Annotated in this window: 11 protein-coding genes and 1 pseudogene; 6 read left to right on the top strand and 6 right to left on the bottom strand. The window is 56.7% G+C overall.

The genetic code is table 11. The features are described from left to right. Positions 1–295, bottom strand: a 295-nt coding sequence (locus tag BM026_RS23855) for a transposase (protein ID WP_175507969.1), incomplete at its 3' end; no start/stop codon positions are given. Positions 296–529: 234 nt separating this feature from the next. Between BM026_RS23855 and xerC the strand changes: the two genes are divergently transcribed. Continuing rightward, a complete protein-coding gene (gene xerC, locus BM026_RS23850) occupies positions 530–1,444 on the top strand; it encodes a site-specific integrase (RefSeq protein ID WP_093530324.1) in 915 nt (304 codons plus the stop codon). A 40-nt stretch (positions 1,445–1,484) separates the two neighbouring features. Here xerC and BM026_RS23845 read toward each other — a convergent pair whose 3' ends face one another. Both BM026_RS23845 and BM026_RS23840 read right to left on the bottom strand, forming a co-directional pair. Further along, the gene (locus BM026_RS23845) at positions 1,485–2,342 is read right to left on the bottom strand and encodes an SDR family oxidoreductase (protein WP_092243566.1); all 858 of its coding nucleotides are present in this window, start codon (positions 2,340–2,342) and stop codon (positions 1,485–1,487) included. Between the two features lie 139 nt (positions 2,343–2,481). Beyond that, positions 2,482–3,690 (bottom strand): multidrug effflux MFS transporter, encoded by a 1,209-nt coding sequence (locus BM026_RS23840; protein WP_071488314.1) that lies wholly within the window; start codon positions 3,688–3,690, stop codon positions 2,482–2,484. 131 nt (positions 3,691–3,821) lie between these two features. Between BM026_RS23840 and BM026_RS29680 the strand changes: the two are divergent. Then, positions 3,822–4,601: pseudogene (locus tag BM026_RS29680) on the top strand (MCP four helix bundle domain-containing protein); the annotation flags it as partial. Next, complete coding sequence (locus BM026_RS29675; protein WP_371322057.1) at positions 4,596–5,459, top strand: methyl-accepting chemotaxis protein; 864 nt, start codon at positions 4,596–4,598, stop codon at positions 5,457–5,459. The pseudogene BM026_RS29680 and the gene BM026_RS29675, both read left to right, overlap by 6 nt. Positions 5,460–5,519: 60 nt before the next feature. Here BM026_RS29675 and BM026_RS23830 read toward each other — a convergent pair whose 3' ends face one another. Beyond that, positions 5,520–5,879 carry a winged helix-turn-helix transcriptional regulator gene (locus BM026_RS23830; RefSeq protein ID WP_092243557.1) on the bottom strand — a complete coding sequence of 120 codons (360 nt, stop codon included), beginning with the start codon at positions 5,877–5,879 and terminating at the stop codon, positions 5,520–5,522. 101 nt (positions 5,880–5,980) lie between these two features. On the opposite strand from BM026_RS23830, the gene BM026_RS23825 reads away from it, so the two are divergent. Together BM026_RS23825 and BM026_RS23820 are read left to right on the top strand one after the other, a co-directional pair. Continuing rightward, a complete protein-coding gene (locus tag BM026_RS23825) occupies positions 5,981–6,730 on the top strand; it encodes an SDR family NAD(P)-dependent oxidoreductase (protein ID WP_092243554.1) in 750 nt (249 codons plus the stop codon). 220 nt (positions 6,731–6,950) lie between these two features. After that, the gene (locus BM026_RS23820; RefSeq protein ID WP_256575550.1) at positions 6,951–7,673 is read left to right on the top strand and encodes a site-specific integrase; all 723 of its coding nucleotides are present in this window, start codon (positions 6,951–6,953) and stop codon (positions 7,671–7,673) included. A 29-nt stretch (positions 7,674–7,702) separates the two neighbouring features. On the opposite strand, the gene BM026_RS23815 is transcribed toward BM026_RS23820, so the two are convergent. Both BM026_RS23815 and BM026_RS23810 read right to left on the bottom strand, forming a co-directional pair. After that, positions 7,703–8,380, bottom strand: a complete 678-nt coding sequence (locus BM026_RS23815) for a hypothetical protein (protein WP_139217574.1) — start codon at positions 8,378–8,380, stop codon at positions 7,703–7,705. Positions 8,381–8,414: 34 nt separating this feature from the next. Beyond that, on the bottom strand, positions 8,415–14,789 hold the full coding sequence (locus BM026_RS23810) for a hypothetical protein (protein WP_093530318.1): 6,375 nt from the start codon (positions 14,787–14,789) through the stop codon (positions 8,415–8,417). A gap of 382 nt (positions 14,790–15,171) precedes the next feature. On the opposite strand from BM026_RS23810, the gene BM026_RS23805 reads away from it, so the two are divergent. Next, complete coding sequence (locus BM026_RS23805) at positions 15,172–19,239, top strand: KAP family P-loop NTPase fold protein (protein WP_093530316.1); 4,068 nt, start codon at positions 15,172–15,174, stop codon at positions 19,237–19,239. The last annotated feature ends 184 nt before the right edge of the window (positions 19,240–19,423 follow it).

Genomic DNA, 19,423 nt, shown 5'->3' with positions numbered 1-19,423 from the left:
GGTCTCTGGGGATATCCAGGCGAAGCGGCCCGTCGTCGGTCAGAACCGTCTTGCTGCTTTTGCCATTGCGCTGATTGGTCGACTCCTCAGGGCGCTCCGCGCCCTGAGGGTAACCAAGGTGGTGACCCAGCTCGGCGCCTAGCGCACGCTCGATCAGAGCCTTCTTGAACGCCATGGACGCGTCTTGAATGGCTTCGGCGCTCATCGGGCCTTTAACAAACTGCTCGATCAGCTCTTGGGGAATCGAGGGCAACTCCCTCGCTGTTGCATTGGCGGACTTCTTTTTGGTCGGCATACATGCACCTCTAGCTACATGTTATGCCCGAACACAAAATTTCTGACAGTCTCGCTTATCGCTCCATAGGACAATACGGCGCGTACCTGACGCGTTGACGCACCGCCTCGCGGTACGTTTCAGTACTTTGTACCAGCGGCACTCATGGGCTAGACTTCTTTGCTCTGTTCAATCGTAAATATGTCGATTTAACAATCAGTTAAATGGTGTATTTAAACCAAAGGCTGATCTAGCTTGACTGAGTCTATCCGCAACCCACTGACCCTCTACCTCACCCGCTTGGCCCCCTCCAGCCAATTGACCATGCGCTACGTGCTGCAAGATGCGGCCGATCGCCTGGGCTTCGAGGACATCAACCTCGAAGACATCGACTGGCACTTGCTGCAGCCCGAACACGTCATTGCCCTGGTCGCCGCCTTGCGCGAAGACGGTTATGCGCCGAATACCTCCTCGTTGTATGTGAACGCGGTGCGCGGGGTGATGAATGAGGCGTGGCGCCTGAACCTGATCAGCCAGGAGCACCTGTTGCGCATGCGCACGGTCAAGGCTGCACCCGGCACGCGCCTGGGCCAGGGCCGCAACCTGCGGCGCAGCCTGATCCGCGAAATGATGGAAGTCTGCGCCGCCGACCCACGGCCCCAGGGCCTGCGAGACGCCGCAGTGATCGGTATTCTCTACGGCTCCGGCATGCGCAAGTCGGAATCGGTCAACCTCGACCTGGCCCAGATCAACTTCGAAGAGCGCAGCCTGCGGGTGATCGGCAAGGGCAACAAGGAGTTGATCAAGTACGCGCCGGACTGGGCGTTCGCCAAATTGCAGGCGTGGCTGGCGTTTCGGCGCGAGCAGCTCAAGGAGGGCGAGCAGGATGACAGTTTCCTTTTCAACCGTATCCGCCGTGGCAGCCACATCACCCGCGAGCGCATCACCAAACATGCCATTTACTACATCGCCCGCCAGCGCGGCGACCAGGTGGGCGTGAAGATCATGCCCCATGACTTCCGTCGCTCGTTCATTACCCGGGTGATCGAGGAGCATGACCTGTCGATCGCGCAAAAGCTCGCACACCATACCAATATCCAGACCACCGCCAGCTATGACGTGCGTGACGACAATGAGCGACGGCGGGCGGTGGACCGGTTTGACCTGTAGGGTTGACGATTGCAGCCCCCCTCAGGGGGGCTATGCAGTTTTAGAGAATAGGTTTGCCGCCAGTGACCGCGTAGCGCGATCCGGAGATGTAGCTGGCTTCGTCCGAGGCCAACAACACATAGATCGGCGCGACTTCCACCGGTTGGCCAGGGCGGCCCAGCGGGGTTTCGCTGCCGAAGCTCTGCACGTCTTCATCGGTCATGGTCGCCACGATCAACGGCGTCCAGATCGGGCCCGGGGCTACGCTGTTGACGCGTATACCCTTGCTGCCGAGCAACTGCGCCAAGCCACCGGTGAAATTGGCAATCGCACCCTTGGTGGCCGCATACGGCATCAACGTCGGCTTGGGCATGTCTGAGTTGACGGACGTGGTGTTGATGATCGAACTGCCAGCCTTCATATGCGGCACCGCTGCCTTGCACAGGCGAAACATTGCAGTGATGTTGATATCGAAGGTCTTGACCCATTCCTCGTCCGAGATTTCTTCAAGAGTCTCGTGGCTCATCTGGAACGCTGCGTTATTGACCAGCACGTCGATACGACCGAATTGCTCGACCGTTTTATCGACCAGTTCGTGGCACACGCTTTTCTGAGCGATATCGCCGGGCAGCAGCAGGCATTGGCGACCGGCTTCCTCGACCCAACGCGCAGTTTCCCTGGCGTCCTCGTGCTCATCCAGATAAGCGATGGCCACATCGGCGCCTTCACGGGCAAACGCGATGGCGACGGCGCGCCCAATGCCGCTGTCGGCCCCCGTGATCAGAGCGATCTTGTTGGCCAACCGTCCGGAGCCCTTGTAGCTCTGTTCACCGCAATCCGGGTACGGGTCCATTTTCTTCTGCGAACCAGGTACTGTCTGCGCTTGGGGGGCGAAGGGAGGGCGAGGGTAATCAGTCATGTCAATCTCCATAGTTTCCAACGTGGCTATGGGATTAGTAGTTGCCGGCCGGTTGATAGTTGTAACGGATGCCGCCGAGGGCCGACGAGTGGTTGGCGTTGGCCCCAGGCAACGCCAACCTCAAGTGCATGGGCCGCCCTCAGGACGAGGGTGGGGCGCTCGCCAGGTGAGCCGGCAGGCGCCGCAGTGTCCACACCGTGGTGAACATCGCCGCTATGGCGCACAGCGCAATCCCGATCAGCATCGGCGCCGGCGTGTGATCGGCGAACACCCCGATCAGGGTCATGGACAGGGCCCCGATGATCATCTGGATCGCACCGAGCAAGGCCGAGGCAGAACCGGCCACGGCACCATGATCCTCCAGGGACAATACCCCGGCGGCCGGCAGCAGCAGGCCGAGAAAGCCGAAGCCGATAAACAGCAAGGCCATGGTCAGGGCCAGGCTGTCGACCCACAGCGTAGTGACGGCCAGGACAGCCATCACTGCAGCCACAGCCGCTACCGACCAAAGAATCAACGGCGCCAGGCCAAAGCGCGCACTGAGGCGCGCAGTGAGTTGGCTCATGGCGAAAAACGACGCGGCATTCAACGCAAAGGCCAGGCTGAACTGCGTGGGTGTGAGGCCGTAATGCTCGATGTACACGAACGGCGCGCTGCCGATAAACACGAAGAAGGTCGCCAGGCCAAAGCCGCACACCACCGACAGGCCGATGAATACCGGGTCACGCAACAACGCGCCATAACTGCTGAAGGCACTGCCCAGGGTCTTGCCCAACCGGCGTTCGGCAGGGTGGGTTTCGGGCAGTTGCACGATGGTCATTACCAGACACGCCAGCGCGAGCACCGCCAGCACGGCGAATACTTCGCGCCAGCTCCACAGCGAAATCACCAGGCTGCCGGCCAATGGCGCGAGAATCGGCGAGACGCTCATCACCAGCATCAGCAAGGACATCAACTTCGCGGCCTCATGCCCCGTGTACAGGTCACGCACGATGGCCCGGGGAATCACCATGCCGGCGCATGCGCCGAAAGCCTGCAGGGCGCGAAAGGCAATCAGGGTTTCGATCGTCGGCGCCAAGGCGCATCCGACACTGGCCACGGCAAAAATCACCAGGCCGGCATAGATCGGCGGTTTGCGCCCGAATACATCGCTGACCGGCCCGTAGAACAACTGGCATACGCCGACGATCACGAAGAACACCGTCAGGCTCATCTGCACCCGCGCCGGCGAGGCATGCAGGCTCGCGCCGAGGGTCGGCAGTGCGGGCAGGTAGATGTCGATGGCGAAAGGGCCGACGGCGGTGATCAACCCCAGTAGCAGGGCGAGGTGGGCGATACGTCGAGACATGAGCGGTTCCGCACGGAAAAGGGCGGTCAGCTTAAGGGATCCACGCAGATCCGCAAACTTAGGCTTCAATAACCAGGGACGGTGGCCGATAACATCAGAAGCGGGGCGTCTGCGGTTGGGCTCCCAACCGGATGACCAGGCAAGGGGATTTTTGCATGACGATCAAACTACGCTTGATGTTGTTGATAGCGACTGGCTTGCTCACTGCTTTGATCATGAGCCTTACCGGTTACCTGGGCAATTCACGGATGGGCGATGCCGTACAGGACAGCGAGGTCAGCATGACGGTGCTGCGCAACCACATGGAAGCCGACATGATGCACGACGCCCTGCGCGCCGATGTGCTGTCGGCGATGCTGGTGGGCCTGGGCAAAAGCACCAGCACACCGGCCGAGGTCAACGCTTCGCTCAAGGAACACGCCGAACACTTTCGCCAGGTACTGTCGGATAACCTCGCGCTTCCGCTGGACGCTGCGCTCAAGGCCAACCTGGAAAAAATCAAACCGAGCCTGGACAACTACATCGCCACCGGTGAGCGCATCGTCGCCCTGGCGCTGGACAGTCCCGAAGCCGCTCGCGCGGAACTGGGCACGTTCAATGCCGCTTTCACCCAGCTTGAAGATCAAATGGCCGCGCTGAGCGAACTGATCGAGACCAACACCCAGCAGACAAGTGTCGGCACACGGCAGACCATCAGCAACGCCAATATCACCCTGGGCGCAGTGTTGATCGCCAGCCTTTTACTGCTGTTGGCCCAGGGGCGCTGGGTGATGCTCAGCATCATGGCGCCATTGCAGGCCGCCAGCCGCATTGCCGCCAGCATTGCGCGGGGCAACTTGAGCGAAGCGATTGTCGAACCCCGGCGCAAAGATGAAGCCAGCGCCTTGATTCGCAGCCTCGCCACCATGCAACGGGACTTGCGCGGCATGATCGAAGTGGTGCGCAGCAACGCCCACGGCGTCAGTGGCATGAGCGAGCAACTGAGCCACGGCTGCCATGAAGTGGCCGGCAGCAGCCAGCAACAGAGTGCGGCGGCCAGCACCATGGCCGCGGCCGCGAGTGAAATGACCGCCAGTATTGAGGAAATCACTCGGCATGCCGGGCGCGCATTGGACATGGCCAACCAGGCTGAGACCTTGGCCAAGGACGGTGGGCGGGTGATTCATCAGGTGGTCAACGACATGGGCGGCATTGCCCGCTCCGCGCAGCAGTCGGCCCAGGTGATTCGTACGCTGGACAAGGAGTCCGAGGCAATTTTCAGCATTATCCAAGTGATCAAGGGGATCGCCGACCAGACCAACCTGCTGGCCCTGAATGCCGCGATCGAGGCCGCCCGCGCCGGTGAACAGGGGCGGGGGTTCGCAGTGGTCGCCGATGAAGTTCGCAGTCTGGCCGGCCGCACCAGTGCTTCCACCCTGGAAATCGCCAGCATGGTCCAGCGTATCCAGCAGAGCACGCGCGAAGCGGTGACCAGCATGGAGGAGGGCGTGGCTCAGGTGGATAAGGGCATGGCGGTGACCGCCGAGGTGGAGCGGGCGATTCGCGAGATTCTGCAAGCCACCTTGAACACCACGGAAATGGTCAACGATATCTCCCGCACCATTGGTGAACAGAGCCTGGCCAGCAACGAAATTGCGCACCAGGTGGAGATGATTGCGGGCATGTCGGAAAACAACAGTCGCGTCATTGGCCAAACGGCGTCGACAACGGATGAGTTGTCCGGCCTGGCCGGTAAGCTTTCGCAGTCAGTTGATCGGTTTCATTTGTAACCTATTGATTTAACTCAACTAAATAGTCATTTAGTTGAGTTGGCAATCAGGGCAGGGGGCTCAGGAATGGGAGAGGGCAGACGTCCGCCGTGCTGCGATGCGCTCTACCGTTTGCATATGCTGCGTGCCCCATTGGCACAATCCACCCAACGCCGACGCCAGGGACTCCCCGAACGGTGTCAGGGAATACTCGACTTTGGGCGGTATTTCCTGGAAATCCACGCGAAAAATGATCTCATCGCGCTCCAATTCCTTGAGTTGCTGGATCAGCACCTTATCGGTCACACCGCCAATCGCGCGTCTTAATTCTCCATATCGATGAACATTCTGCGCCAGGTTGAACAGCACCAGCGGCTTCCATTTGCCGCCAATCACCGCCAGGGCAGCCTCAAGTCCGCAGTTGAATGACTTATTTGCCATTATTGAGGTGTCTCCCAAGGGTACTTACTAAAAGGTGCATACTATTCAAAAGAATAGAGCGGATCTAGAGTTGCGCCTCAACATTCTTTCTTGGAGTCATCATGAGCAAGCTCAACGGGAAAATCGCAGTGGTTACCGGCGGCAACAGCGGCATCGGCCTGGCAACCGCGATTCGCTTTGCAGCTGAAGGCGCACAGGTGGTGATTGTAGGTCGTCGACAGTCAGAACTGGACAAGGCGCTGACGCTGATCGGGCCTGAAGCCATCGCCATCCAGGCCGACATTGCCAAGCTGGACGACCTGGACCGTGTGTTCACCCAGGTCAAAGCTGCCAAGGGCCGGGTTGACATACTGTTTGCCAATGCAGGCCTGGGGGATTTCCAACCGATCGGCTCGATCACCGAGGAATCATTCGACCGCACGTTCGGCATCAACGTCAAAGGCACGCTGTTCACCGTGCAAAAAGCCTTGCCACTCATGCAGGCCGGCGGTTCCGTGATCCTGACCGGATCGACCACCGGAACGATGGGCACCGCGGCGTTCAGCGTGTACAGCGCCACCAAAGCGGCGCTGCGCAATTTCGCCAGGAGCTGGGCGCTGGATCTCAAAGGCACCGGCATTCGTGTGAACGTACTGTCGCCAGGCCCGATCTCGACACCAGGTCTGGACTCGGCGTTGTCAGGCACGGGCCAGAAGGAAGCGATTATCGACGACATGACGGCACAGGTTCCACTGGGCCGCATTGGTCAACCTGAAGAAGTGGCAGCCGCCGCGTTGTTCCTGGCATCGGATGAGAGCAGCTTCATGACGGGCAGTGAAATGTTTGTCGATGGAGGCTTTGCTCAGGTTTAAGCATGACAGGGGTTTTGCCCGTTGAAATCTGACGGGCACTGCCTCTGATTGCGCAATACGATATTACGCATAATGTATATTATGTTAAACCAGGTGCTATGTCAGATATGTTCATAAGCCACGTAAGTCATTGATTCGACCAATTCGTATTTGACGTCTACTCTCTCAACGGGCCATGTCCATAGTGTTCATGACGATTCCTTGAATGAGGTGGCTGTCGATGAAACTAATTCAGTGCAGGTTCTCTTCAGGTCAACGACTACCGCTGCTTGTACAAGCTGGTGATGCGACGCCGTTGCCCATACTGATTCCGTTCATCTACGTCCAACTCAAACTCAGGCACCGCGCTTACAACACGGCTGCGGCGCACCTGCGTGCGATCCAGGCTTTCTACGCCTATGCCAAAAGCCGAGATCTGGATATCGATGAGGCCATCTTGGCCTGCCACTTTGAGGCGATGCTGGCTTTGCTGGACGGTTACGCTATTTGGCTCCAAAGTGGCCGTCATGACGATAATCTGATCGCCCGAATCGGCAAAGCTGGCACTGTACTTTTTCAGCAGATCAGTTCACGAACACGTGACCAGTACCTGCGCCTGCTGAAGAAATACCTGTCTTGGTGTGTCACCCGTTATATCCCGCGCGCCCGTCAGAATTCAGCCACACAGGCTGACATCAACGTGGTATTTGCCGATGTTGCCGACGTCATTGAGCGGCGCTTTGAGAGCCATATCATCAATGCTCGTCCCGATCGCACTCGTTACCGCAGCCTGACAGATACGCAACTACAGATCGTTCGCACACTGATTCGCCCTAGCGCTGTGGAGAATCCGTTCCCGGAACGTTTGCAGCTGCGTAATTGGCTAATGATCGAATTGCTCTTGGAGACCGGCATCCGTCGCGGAGAGCTTCTGAAGCTCTACTCCACGGATATCAATAGATGAGCTGACTTGTGGAGAACGCCTTGCTCAGATCATCTACCCTTACCGTATTCAGATTCGTCCACATCATCCGCTTCAACTGCATCATCGGAATCCAGGGAATTACGACACTGATCAACGAGTGCTGCAAGCTTTGACTGAAAGGTCTCGAGGTTGGATAGGATCATGCGCCGCTCGTCCTTAAGTGCTGGCCCGTCTTTCTCTTCCTCAGCTAACGGTCCCGTTGGCTCTTCCAGTTCAGTGTCTACGTCATCGTCGATAAATTTTGAATAGAAGGCCTCTAGGTCGAGGTCTTCTGAAGCTGGGATGACTAACAGTTTCTTCCACCGTCCCAACTGGTCAGTCAGGAATCGTTCATCCTCCGTTAGCGCATCCCATTCAGCGTCTTCGATGGATCGAACCTCTACGGGACGGGTCAACAGGAGTCCGCTCATGACGATCTGTGTGAGCACACCGAACATTTCATGAAGCAGATCATCTTTCGAATGAGTGCGTCGAAACCGTGCCCAAGGATTCGCCGTAGGCTGCATTGCAGTCAGCAATTCTATCGCGGCCATCTGACCACCCATTGGGTCAACCGATGCCGGTAGAGAGCGGCGGTTTGCCCAAAGCTTGATTATCAGTTCCGCAGCTTGCTTTTTTGCTGTCTGTCGGACCTCCCCTTCACCGTTCTCAGCGAGATCCATAAGTTCTGCAAGATGATGAGCCATCCATCGAGACGCCAACTCACCACGCGTGTCGTTTTCAAGCTGATGGACAATCGCTCTCCCAAGATCCAATACGCCCTTCGGCGGTATAGAGCCGCCCTTCTTCGTCGAGTCTGTAGACCCGAGCGTACGTGGCCTCGGGATTCTGCTGTTCCGAGTCATAGCCTCGTCGACTGCTGCGTTCTTCACGTCTGACCTCCATCACGATGACAAGCTCGAGCCCCTCATTCTGTAGGAGCGCTTTTAACTGATTACGCTCGGTCAGCAATCTGCATCCCGAGCTCGAAGGGTACGATTGGTAGTGATCTTCGTCCGATTCACGGTCACCCCAAACTTCGTAGCGAAACATTGCTGCCTGACCGGGTAACGACCAGGCATTCCCGTCATCCGGATCGCACTCCAGTCCGTATTCGCCGATTATCCAGCTCGCTGGCATCCAGCCCACGAGCGTTGCGTTGCCCCGCAAAGGATCTTGACTATCGATTCCGCCATCTGAATACGGTCGGCTTAGCCAGGGAATCATCTGATAATCGCCGTCATCGCCGTCGTAAGCGTCCTCACTCTCGGTCGGGATCGAATAATCCCACGTGCTCTCCATCGTCTGTAAGGCGCGTACCAAAGATCCGGCAAGTTCCTTCTCAACCAGAGCGCTTGAAAAAGAAAGCGTCTCAACGCGATCGGCATTAACAAGCCGCCATTCACCGCCGACAAGGATGTGGCCAGGGCAATCGGTCGGTATCAACTCTCTCCGCATGCTGAGCTCTGAGACCTGCTCCACCCAAACAGCTAGCGATTCCTCGGATTTCCGCCAGAAGTCAGACCGCAGTGGAACAGGCCCCAAGAGGTCTGCCGACCAGCACGGCGGTTGGGTTAGCATTTGACGTTCGACACGATTAGGCAGCGAACTCCAGTCCGAGTGTTCTCCCTCAGCGAGCGGCTCGGTTCGTAGCAGCTCGCCAAGGGAACACCATAGCGCATGCCATTCGAGATGGGTGCTCAGGCGCTCGAGTGTCGGACTGGCACCATGATCATTGCGCGTGAGAGCCCAGTCATGAGATGAGATACGTCCCTGCTGACGTTCTGCCTCGTACGATCGAATTTCGCCAGGATAACCCCAGCGATCAATAATCCAGGTCTCTGCCGTAGTCAGCAGCAGATCTTGGGAAACATTGGCAAAGCTATCAAGCATCGGATCGTACCAATAAGGCACCGTATCCATAGGGTCGAACTGAAAGCGGCGTTCGGGTTCCCCGGAGCGGTTACGGACCCGAGGTGGCCTGCGGCTCGTCCCCGGCAGAGGTATCAACGCTGATCGCCCGGTAGCATTCAATTGTTCTATTTGGGAAGGATCAAGCGCAAGTGCGCCCGCTTCTACCAGTTTGAGGCAAGCATCGCGCGCGAATGAGACAAGAAGCAGATGTGGAAAAGTCTGATCCAAGGCGATGGCGAGCAGTAGTGTTCCCCCCTGAGCACCTATTTCCGGCAGCTCAGCTGAAATGCGATCCCAGGCAATCACAAACCACAGCCGTGCGGCGATCCAGAAGAAGTCGAGACGAGATGACCGAAAGATTGACTCATCCCGACGACCGTATTCGTCGATTAGCGCGTTCAACTCTTCGACAGCACCAAGTCTGGCCAAACGCCGTATCCCATGAGCTGCGCGCCATCGCACTCGCACGTCATAGTCGCCCAAGCATGCATAGAGAAAACGCGCCACCGATACTGGCACCTTTACCGGTACATCCCGCGGTTGCCAGGTTTGGTCTCGATCTTCGGGCGAGACACGTTCGGCAAGACGGTTTGCGTACCATACGCCAATGACTGACGATGAGTGCGGATCCAGATGCTCTGCAATTATCCCCGCCAGAGCAAAGACTTGTTCTCCGTCGAACATTTGCCCATGCTGCTCCACTCCACGCAAAAGCAAATTTGCTGCTCCACCGGGGGCCAAACCAGTCCACTTCAATGCTTTAGGGAGCGATGTTTCGCTGTGTCCGATGTATCTGGCAAAATCGGGAAGGCGCTCAACTATCACTTCGGGCAATTCCGATGCAGCCCATCTTTGAATGGCCGATGTATTCCATCGATCGAGCATCAGCAGCATCATTTCGACCACGCTCGCACCGTCTCGAACTTTTAGGCCTCGTAACACCTTGAGAAAAGCCAAGCGGTCACGTATCTCAACGTGTTCCGCAGCAGTTGCAATCAGATCCGATAGCGAAACATATCTACTTTCAGTACGTGCAGTCTGAAGCGCAGTTGTCAAAGCATTGGCAAAGGCCTCGCCGTTAAGCAGGTTCTCCCGAGTCCAAGTCGTTGTTGAGCGAACTTCAGGCTCTGTTGTCGTTACTCTCGTGATAGCGGGCGGAGAAGAGTCTGTCTCCTCCAGACTTTCAAGAAATGCCTGTCGCTCCCGGAGTGCCCTGCTCCATTGCCCCGTCCACTTTGCCATCTCACGACGTTTGAGCAGCTTGCTGTTATCACGTTCGTTGTGGCGGACTAATGCGTTCCAAGCCGCTTCCTCAAGATAAGATCCTGAGTTAACGCAGTTGGCGACCTGGTCCAATGCTGCATCAGCGATTGCATGATTGCCGTGCAGCATCAACTCCAATGCCATTGCCGCAGCCGGGTCTAGTGTCTCCTGGGCGAGTCCGGATTTGAGGACCGGTGCCAGTGTTTGTGAGAAGTCGACGAGATTGGCATCTTGCCACTTCGCAGCGTTTGCGAGCGCGAGAGGAAGGTCTAAAGCCGAAACAGTTTCCATCACCTCTTTCCAGGGCAGGTTCTCATCACCGTCGAGACGGACGGCAGCATCAACCAGTACCTCACAAAGATCACGGGCGACTACTCTCCTGTCCCCGACGCTACCAGTACCTCGCTTGAAAAGCTGGCCGAGCAAGCGTAATTGCGCCACGATTTCCCTATCGAGTTGGCTGGCTGCCTCAATTGCATCATGAAAAACAGCATTAGCATCGTCGGGACTGAACGGCAGGAGCAGGCGTGAGTAGGTTAAAAGCGCTTGGGATTTGTCTCGGGCGCCAATGCGTTGGGTGCGCATAGCAGAAGCCGCCGCGTCAATATCAACGACAAGTGCGGTGTGCAGCTCTGGGCATAGCATCATACGCTCAGCAAACTCTAGATCCGGCTGCAAATCGGAGGCTTCCCACTTACCATGAATTCGCTTGGCGATGCGTAGAACGAATTCTGCGTCTAATTTACGGCCTACGAGCAATAACGCGCCACGAGCGGCTGCCATGGCAAGCGCACTGGCGTTGTGATCGCGCGCGAGACGCCATGTGTTGCTTTCTTTGTGCCTCGCCGCTTGTTCCAGAACATCGGCGGTTGTGTCGTCATTCTTCCCGGCCATCGCTATTGCAGTCGCCGCATAGACGGGATACAGCATATTGGTCAGCTCGTTTAGCTTACGATCTGCCTCTTCTTGGTGATAGGTATCGCGGCAGCGGTCCTTTTTCTCCGCGGGCTCGGGCCTGGATTCGTAGAGGCCGTCCGGATTCAACTTCCCGCCGGTACGGGCCGCTCGAAGTGCATGCGCTCGAAACAGCAGGTCCATGTGACGTGTGTTACTGGTATGAACCTTGTCGACTCTCCGGTTCTCAGGCACAAGCACAACATCCAAGAAACCATCCACAGCAGTCGCAGATAGCGGGTCCGCAGCAAGAAGCTCACAAGATGTCATGCCAACATCCATCATCCATGACCACAAGCTTTCCAGCAGACTGCGTGCATTCTGACGCTTGGGAGATAACATCCAGCGCCTGCAAAAGGCTCTCAGGCTGCCCGCGAGCCTTGTGGTATCCAGGGGAGCACCGGACACCGCCAAAGGCACGAGTACAAAAAGCTCTTCCCAGGGTTTGAGATGATGTGTGTCAAGTATTCCCTGAAGCAAACCCGAGCCATCTTGCGCAATCAGCCGCGGAATCAGGCAGCGCGCCACCAGTAGCCGAACCCGCTTCGGCTTCCATTTCCACAGCGACTGCAAAGCAGACTCCGGCCCGTTACTGCGAAGCGCTGTTTCGACGCTAGCCGCAACGTCTGCAATTTCAAGCCGCCAATCGCAATGCTGGTCCTTTTGAATGTGGGCTTTACGTACAGCCATCCACGCTTCGATCAATCGCTGCCCCTCATGCAACGAAATTCGATCACCGTTGAGCGAGTCAATCACTTGTTTGTGAAGCAGGAAAGCGCCGTGGTACCCGATTTGCTTCGGATCGGTAAGGACGAGCCTCCCTGCAGTGTCAGCAGCAAACCGCACCGCAAGGTCTGGATTATTAGATAGGAGTGCCCGTAGCGCGCGCTCAGTCTTGAGCCCTTCGCCTCCGATGAGCACGAAACGCATCGCGCGTTCACTATCGCCCGCCTCCCGACAGAAGGAGATAGCTAACCGTAAGCGCGTAAGTTCCGCTTCGCGCCGCTTCACCGGATCATCAATTGCAGCCGGCGAAGGCTCGCGTTCAACGAGATCAAGCAGCTTATTGCCCAAGCCAGACGCGGCGAGTACGCCTGCGACGTGCTGCGCAGCGTAAGAATCGCTTTCGCAGCGGCTCATCAGCCAATCAGCAGCGCTCTGGGTTACTTCGCTTAGCATTGACTCCCCCGCTTCGCGGACGAAGTGCTCGAAGTCTTCATCCGCAAAGCCGACAGTGTTTCCAATGAGCCGAATCGCTGGCGCCATGTCGGTGCATATGTCAATCAGCGCTGGCACCTGGATACGAATGATCGCGCTGAGATCTTCTATGGGTACCGGCCGCGCAAGAGCAATGAGCCCCGCACAAAACCTTGGAAGGTCTGTTGCGATTCCGCTTTTCCCCAGGGCTCGCTCAAACTGCTCACGAAATACTTGGTCCAGAGACCGGCCTGCGGGCAAGAGGCGGTCAATCGCTTTTTCGGGAGGAGCATCACCCAGATCCATAGCATAAGCTTGGACTCGGGGTACTCCCATGGTCAGCCTGTGAAACGCATCGATCCAATCATCTGTTGCAGCCCACTTCCGCTGTACATTGATCTCAGTTTCACCTCGGGTAAACGGCTCGATCTCTGCAAGGCTAAAATTAGACGGTAGGGAGAGTTCAGCGAGACGGCCTGTCCTTGCCGTAACGATAAACCGGACATTGGGCGGCAAGTCGCCCAGCTGCAAGAAGTCGTATACAAAGCAAGCCTCAGGCGGTTTGCGTGTTGTCGCAGCCGTAATGGCATTGTCGGCGGCGTCAACGGCAATGACGATCAGTGCGTCCGGATATTCAGACGCGTGTGCCTGGGCTGCGTGGCCCAGGCGATTCGAGAAGAGGCGCGGAGGGTCTGACAGCTGGTGACGACTAAGCAAAATTGGCAGCCGTAGCCTCATGGCAAGCTCATTGGATAGCTGTAAAAACGCGTCCACATGTCGATGACGCAAAGTAGCGGCATCTAGATAGGTGCCACCTCCGTAACAATCGTAAGTGACCATGATCGAATGAGGCGGGAGCACCGCCTCAATTTGCTGGAGCGCAGTCGTTTTGCCGACCCCTCCAGGACCATGTAGACAGACTCGCTGTTTGCCGGCAGTGATCTCGCTCGCAATATCAGCGACGCTCCTCCGAGACACCGGTGAATCAACTCGTCCAAGGACAGGTGGGCAAGGGAACAATGCGCCCATCGTAGAGACGCCGAGTTGGAGTAAAACTGACTCCTTCGTTATTAACTCGCCCGCGAATTCGGGACGCATGCGCTGACGAATGAACTGGCGAAGATTAGAGACTGGCGCTTGTAACTCGAGATCGGTCCATCCAGACATATCAGCGAGCAACTTTTTCTCAATCGCGAAGCGCGATCCTGCTCCACCATTGAATCGAAGCGCCTTTGCAAATTCGGGCAGCACAGATCTGGACAGCCCGGCGGCGAACGCCATTTTTCGCTCATCCGGCTCATCCTTTCCAGGTCGTTTTCGTGGAGCGGATACGCTGCCGGTTGCGAGCTTTGCGGTAACAGTTTTTAACTCAGGCGCGATCGGCTGGTTGGTTACAAGTGATACTTCAACTGTTCCTGTTGGCTCCAGGGCTTGTATTCCAGCCCAGGCTTTTGCCAAGCGATTAAGGACGCTGTCCTCGTGCTTATCGCCGCTCACCATACGTGCGACGGTCCACGAACTGCGGGGATTCGCGGCGGAATACTTCAGTTGCTCCAGCAATATACGATCAGCTTCCTTTGCGTCGCCGCCGCCTTCGTACAAAGCGCAATCCACGCCATCCCACGTAGAAGGGGATGACCCAGCTTCGTCACTTGGAGCGATCCCTTCTACAGTCAACGCTTGAAGCGGATCACGGTCGTCTAGAAGGCGGATAGCATGCCTGGCGGCCCATAACTCGTGGAAGTCGTCGCCGGTGTTGGAACCTCGAGCTCCTCTGAAATCACTCACTTGCGTTCCTTGCATCTATCAGTTAATCGCCCAACACCCACAACCGGTGCGGCCGCAGATGGGTAGTTTGTTGATCAGTATTTTCTTCGCACGCTTGAGCAATCGTAAATGACTCACAGCACTATGACACCATTGCAGAGCACCCCTTGCACGGCAAAATGCCGAGCCATGGAGTACTTCTTACGTGTCACAGGCTTCCATACCCAGAGTACAGCGCGCGGCGTTGATCCGTGCATCGCGGGCTTGCCTGTTTTGCATTTCGGCTGTTGTTCCTTGAAAGCTCAATATCTATCCAATTCGAGGTTGTCTCGCACTTCCCTCCTCCATTAGGCTGACATCATTCTGGCGCAATGCCACCCCTACGTTTCAAGGAATTCGGCGAATGGAAAACTCGCACGGGTCGATGCCCGCTGTACTTGACCGCCAGATCGACAGTGATGGTCAGGACGCTTTTGGTCACAGGCACCTCGCGCAGGCCCTGCGCAGCCTTGTTGAATCCAGCCACCATAAACCGCCTTTCAGCATAGGCCTTCTCGGTGGTTGGGGTACTGGGAAAAGCTCGATCAAAGAGCTTTACACCAAAAATCTTGAACTCGACGCATCGGTCATCCCTGGCAAACCAGCCCGTAAAGATCGATTCAGAAGTATAACCTTCAATGCGTGGCGGTTCGGCGGCAAGGACCAGGACATCAAGCGAGCGCTGTTGCGTCACGTATTTCTGGAGCTTGGCGGTGACGAACAGGCGCTGCACGATCGCCTATTCAAAAATATCACCCAAGTCGAGCACCAATGGAAAGGATGGAAGGACTATTGGGCCCAGCTTTGGCGAGCATGGGCAATGCCACTCCCCGCCTTTATCGGCGCGATGCTGCTGCTGTTCGGTCTAATTTCCTTGGGGCTTTGGCTGCTTCCTTGGACAGATCGATTTACACAGTCCGTGTTCGTGGCAGCTATTTCGGGTGCGTACGCATACCTCCTGAAGAACCTGAAGCCTTCAAAGGTAGACAGCTACAGATCGATCACCAAGGTATCGTTGCCCAGTGCCAGTGCCGAGCAGTACGAAGCAATGCTTCTTGAGCAGCTAGACATCTTCAAGAAAAACACGAATGGGGTGCTTGGCAAACCCAACGCCTGTGAGCGACTGGTCATTTTTGTAGATGACCTCGATCGACTGTCTTCCGAAGAGATGGTACTTGGGCTTGATGCGGTCAGAGCTTTCATGGAAATCCCTTCGGACAAGCTGCCACGGGGTTTGGGTCTGGTGTTTGTTATCTCCTGCGACGAAGCGAAAGTCGCAGATGCACTCGCACGTGGCCGAGGCAACCCTGAACAACCTGGTAGCGTCGTCACACACATGGATGCTCGCCGCTACCTTGATCGGATCTTCCAGTTCCGCCTGGATATTCCGCCGCCGCCCCGAGGCGACATGCGCCAGTTCGCGCTGAAGCATTTGGCTGCCTTCGAAGATATCGTCGCAGACCTCACAGCCCGAGGTACCACTCCAGAGGAAATTATCGACCGGATGATCCATGTAAAGGTTGCGGATCCCCGCAATGCCTTGCAGATCGTGAATGCATTTGCACAGTCTTGGTGGTTGGCGAAACGGCGAGAACACGAGGGAATAACCAGCGCCCTTCCAGGCGGTCTGCATGAGAATGCAGTGACGGGGCACCCGATCTCGCTAGGTGCATTGAGCGCAGCCCGCGTCAGCTTTCCTGACTTCTATAGTGATCTGCAGGATGATCCGCAGCTGCTCACGCGTTTGACCTCCCTGCTGGTTAACGACGGTTCGGTGATGGATCAGCCGGTTGATGCGCGTCCGTTATTGCTCAAGCGCTACGTCAATCACGACAAGGAGAGCAATGTCACAACTGCCAAAGAGAACTGCCGTGACCTTCGTCAATTCCTGGCCAGCCTTGTCGGGATTCGATGGCCTGACTCGCTTCAGAGTATACTGCTTCTATCGGAGGATCCGATCACGCGGAAATTCGGCGCCGGCGCCAATGCGCTCTTTGGACTGCTTGTTTCTGGCGACACCAAGGGTGTGATCGAGCAGTTGTCCTCCAGAACTGACAAAGTGTCGCTGAGCGAAGACCAGGGTCAACTGCTGCACCATCTGATCGGTGACCTGCACCTTGAGTCTACCGCCCGCAGACACAATGCTCTGCGGGTGGTGGCGAACCTCATCGGCCACCTGCCGGAAAGAACCACCCGATTGATGCTCGGCAAGCTGTGCACGGAGCTTGCTGCCTCCGTCAACCTGAGGTCACTAGTGGGTCTGGAGAAAATCGGCGGTGTGATTGCACTGGCCACGGCTCAAGAGCAACGTCACATCGCCGCCGCCCTGATTGATGACCTGCTCACTACCGACCATAAAACTGAATTCCGTCTTACCACACTTGAATCGCCAAGCCTCGACGAAGCCAAGACACTGGCTCTTCAGGCGTGCGCAATCGTTCTTGACGTGCGCAACAAGCACGGGCTGCCCGAGCGGCAGGACATAAATTTCAGCGAATGGCTGAAAGTTCGTGATGTGACCACCGCCGCAGGGGCGTACCACTTTGGATTCAAGCAACTAGAGCAGTGGATGGATCAATATCAAGGCATGCTTCTCGATATGCTGGGTGATGATTATGCTTCGCTGCTCGCGTCAGAGGTCTCGTCTGGCCGAGGAAGTGCCATTGACCTGCAGGCAGCAGCAAGCCGCGTTGATCAGGTATTCGCCGCGTTGGCGAGCGGTGGTCAAGAAAGTCGCGAGACACTGTGGCCGCTCGTGGTCGAATTGGTCTCCTCACCATCACTCGAGCTTCAAGGATGTGCGTTAACCACACTCGAACTGTCCCACCATCTCGCCAGCGCACACAAGCTCAGCCAGTGCGTGGATGCGGTGGCTAATGTTCTGCGTGATCATACCAAACCAGAGGCGGATTACAGGCGGGGGTTTGCCTGGCTTCTTCCGACAGCTACGGCTCAGTTCGCACACCTTGAGCCGCAGGTTAGAGAGGGCTTAGCCGCCCTCAACACCAGCCTGTCAACCGCAGAAGGCCTTCAGGAGGATTCGGTTGCACTCTTTGAAAAAGTCATCAAGCAAGACCGCAGCCTTCTGCATAAAGTTACCGATATGTGGGCACGATGGTTGCCTGATAACCTGACCATGGGCTGCGCCAGGGCGCTGTTCGAGAACTTTGAACTGCTGGATGAATCAGCTCAGGAAAGCATCGTGAAGTACCTGGATACCGGGTTCGACACGACCAACACAACCCTGCGCTACGACAATCACTACGGTCTGGCCGTCGAATACATACCTACGGTCGCTTGGAAGAAGGGCGTCCTGCATGCGCATTTGGATCGATCCCTTGGCAAGCTTCCATCCAAGGTAAGCAACGAGATTGTGGAACTCGAGCCGATCCTAGAGGGAATCTGCAGGGTCTACCTGCACGGTACGCCTTCCGTTGTCGCTGCAAGCTTGAGAGACACATTCAGCAACGCCCGAAGCTATCCACCCCAACACAATCTTCTCCACCAATATTTTGCAGGTACGTGGCCGCCCAACGAAACAGTCACACCTGGCTACGACCCAGAAACGATTTTTACCCAATCTGTTGCGGTGGGAACCCGATATCCAAGCGACGCAGAGAAGGGATTGCTGGCATCGCTGGAATCGATGATAGACGCCGGATTGGTTGAGCCGGAGTCTCAGACCGCCCTTCTTGAACTGGCATGTGTGATTTGGCAGACCCATACCGCACAAGCCCATCCGTTCCTCGCCAAGACCTCGGCGGTTTTGACGCCCGAACAACTCGTCACCTTGCCTGATGCTATAGATTGGGACGATAGCGATGAAATAATCATGCTTGAAGAGGTCTGGAAGAACTTGCTCAGCCACCTGGAGAAGGCCGACAAAGTCATAGCTACGCACCGATTACTAGCAAAAGGGCCACTGGGGAGTAATGCCCTGCCCGACCAGGGTCTCACGCTATGGGTCGAGGCCCTCGGGGAGCCCGCTTATTCCGTTCTGAAGGACGCGGTATCGGATGAAGTCATTGCTGACGAAGGGCGCCGGCGGCTCTGGCGGCAGATTACATCTCTCCCTGCCGAACCTCCACTGCGGGATCTCATCAATCTTGCGTGCAAGGTTGTCACCTCTCCCGATGCGCCGCTGATCGTCCACCAGGTCGCTCAGGATACAGGCGTAATCATGCAGCGCCTCTCAGATCAAAGCATCAGGCTTGAGGTATCACAGCAACTGATGCGAGTCCTGCCACTCTGCTCATCGCTTACGACGAAGCAGACAATCGCCAAGCATGCCTTTGACTATGGCACCCCCGCTGTATTGGCTACCGTAGACGTGACAACCTTGAATGAGGCCGATGTCGAGATCATCGAGGCAGTTTTTGGCAAGAAACCGAATGAGGTGAAGGCGTTGAAGAGGCGGTTCGCCAAACAGTAATCGGCCTGATCCGCCGACACGTACCGCACCTTGTTTAGAAGTGCCGTATCGCCTCGCCTGGTTGCGATCTAGCTGCCCTGCAGATCTCGCCTCGAGAAGACAGGTCGTGGGGCGTTCCGATCGCGAAAATCAGACCTGCAGACGAAGCGTCATTGTGCTGCCTGCGAATGAAGTGGCGCCTTTT

It is taken from the genome of Pseudomonas sp. NFPP24 (assembly GCF_900112095.1).
In the GTDB taxonomy this organism is placed as follows: domain Bacteria; phylum Pseudomonadota; class Gammaproteobacteria; order Pseudomonadales; family Pseudomonadaceae; genus Aquipseudomonas; species Aquipseudomonas extremorientalis.
The sequence above is the reverse complement of the archived record's forward strand: the minus strand, read 5'-3'. Positions and strand labels throughout refer to the sequence as shown.

Bases quoted from the DNA above. Each gene is read 5' to 3' on its own strand.
- BM026_RS23845 (WP_092243566.1), bottom strand. From the start codon at position 2,342: ATGACTGATTACCCTCGCCCTCCCTTCGCCCCCCAAGCGCAGACAGTA.
- BM026_RS23840 (WP_071488314.1), bottom strand. From the start codon at position 3,690: ATGTCTCGACGTATCGCCCACCTCGCCCTGCTACTGGGGTTGATCACC.
- BM026_RS29675 (WP_371322057.1), top strand. From the start codon at position 4,596: ATGCAACGGGACTTGCGCGGCATGATCGAAGTGGTGCGCAGCAACGCC.
- BM026_RS23830 (WP_092243557.1), bottom strand. From the start codon at position 5,879: ATGGCAAATAAGTCATTCAACTGCGGACTTGAGGCTGCCCTGGCGGTG.
- BM026_RS23825 (WP_092243554.1), top strand. From the start codon at position 5,981: ATGAGCAAGCTCAACGGGAAAATCGCAGTGGTTACCGGCGGCAACAGC.
- BM026_RS23820 (WP_256575550.1), top strand. From the start codon at position 6,951: ATGAAACTAATTCAGTGCAGGTTCTCTTCAGGTCAACGACTACCGCTG.
- BM026_RS23815 (WP_139217574.1), bottom strand. From the start codon at position 8,380: ATGGCTCATCATCTTGCAGAACTTATGGATCTCGCTGAGAACGGTGAA.
- BM026_RS23805 (WP_093530316.1), top strand. From the start codon at position 15,172: ATGGAAAACTCGCACGGGTCGATGCCCGCTGTACTTGACCGCCAGATC.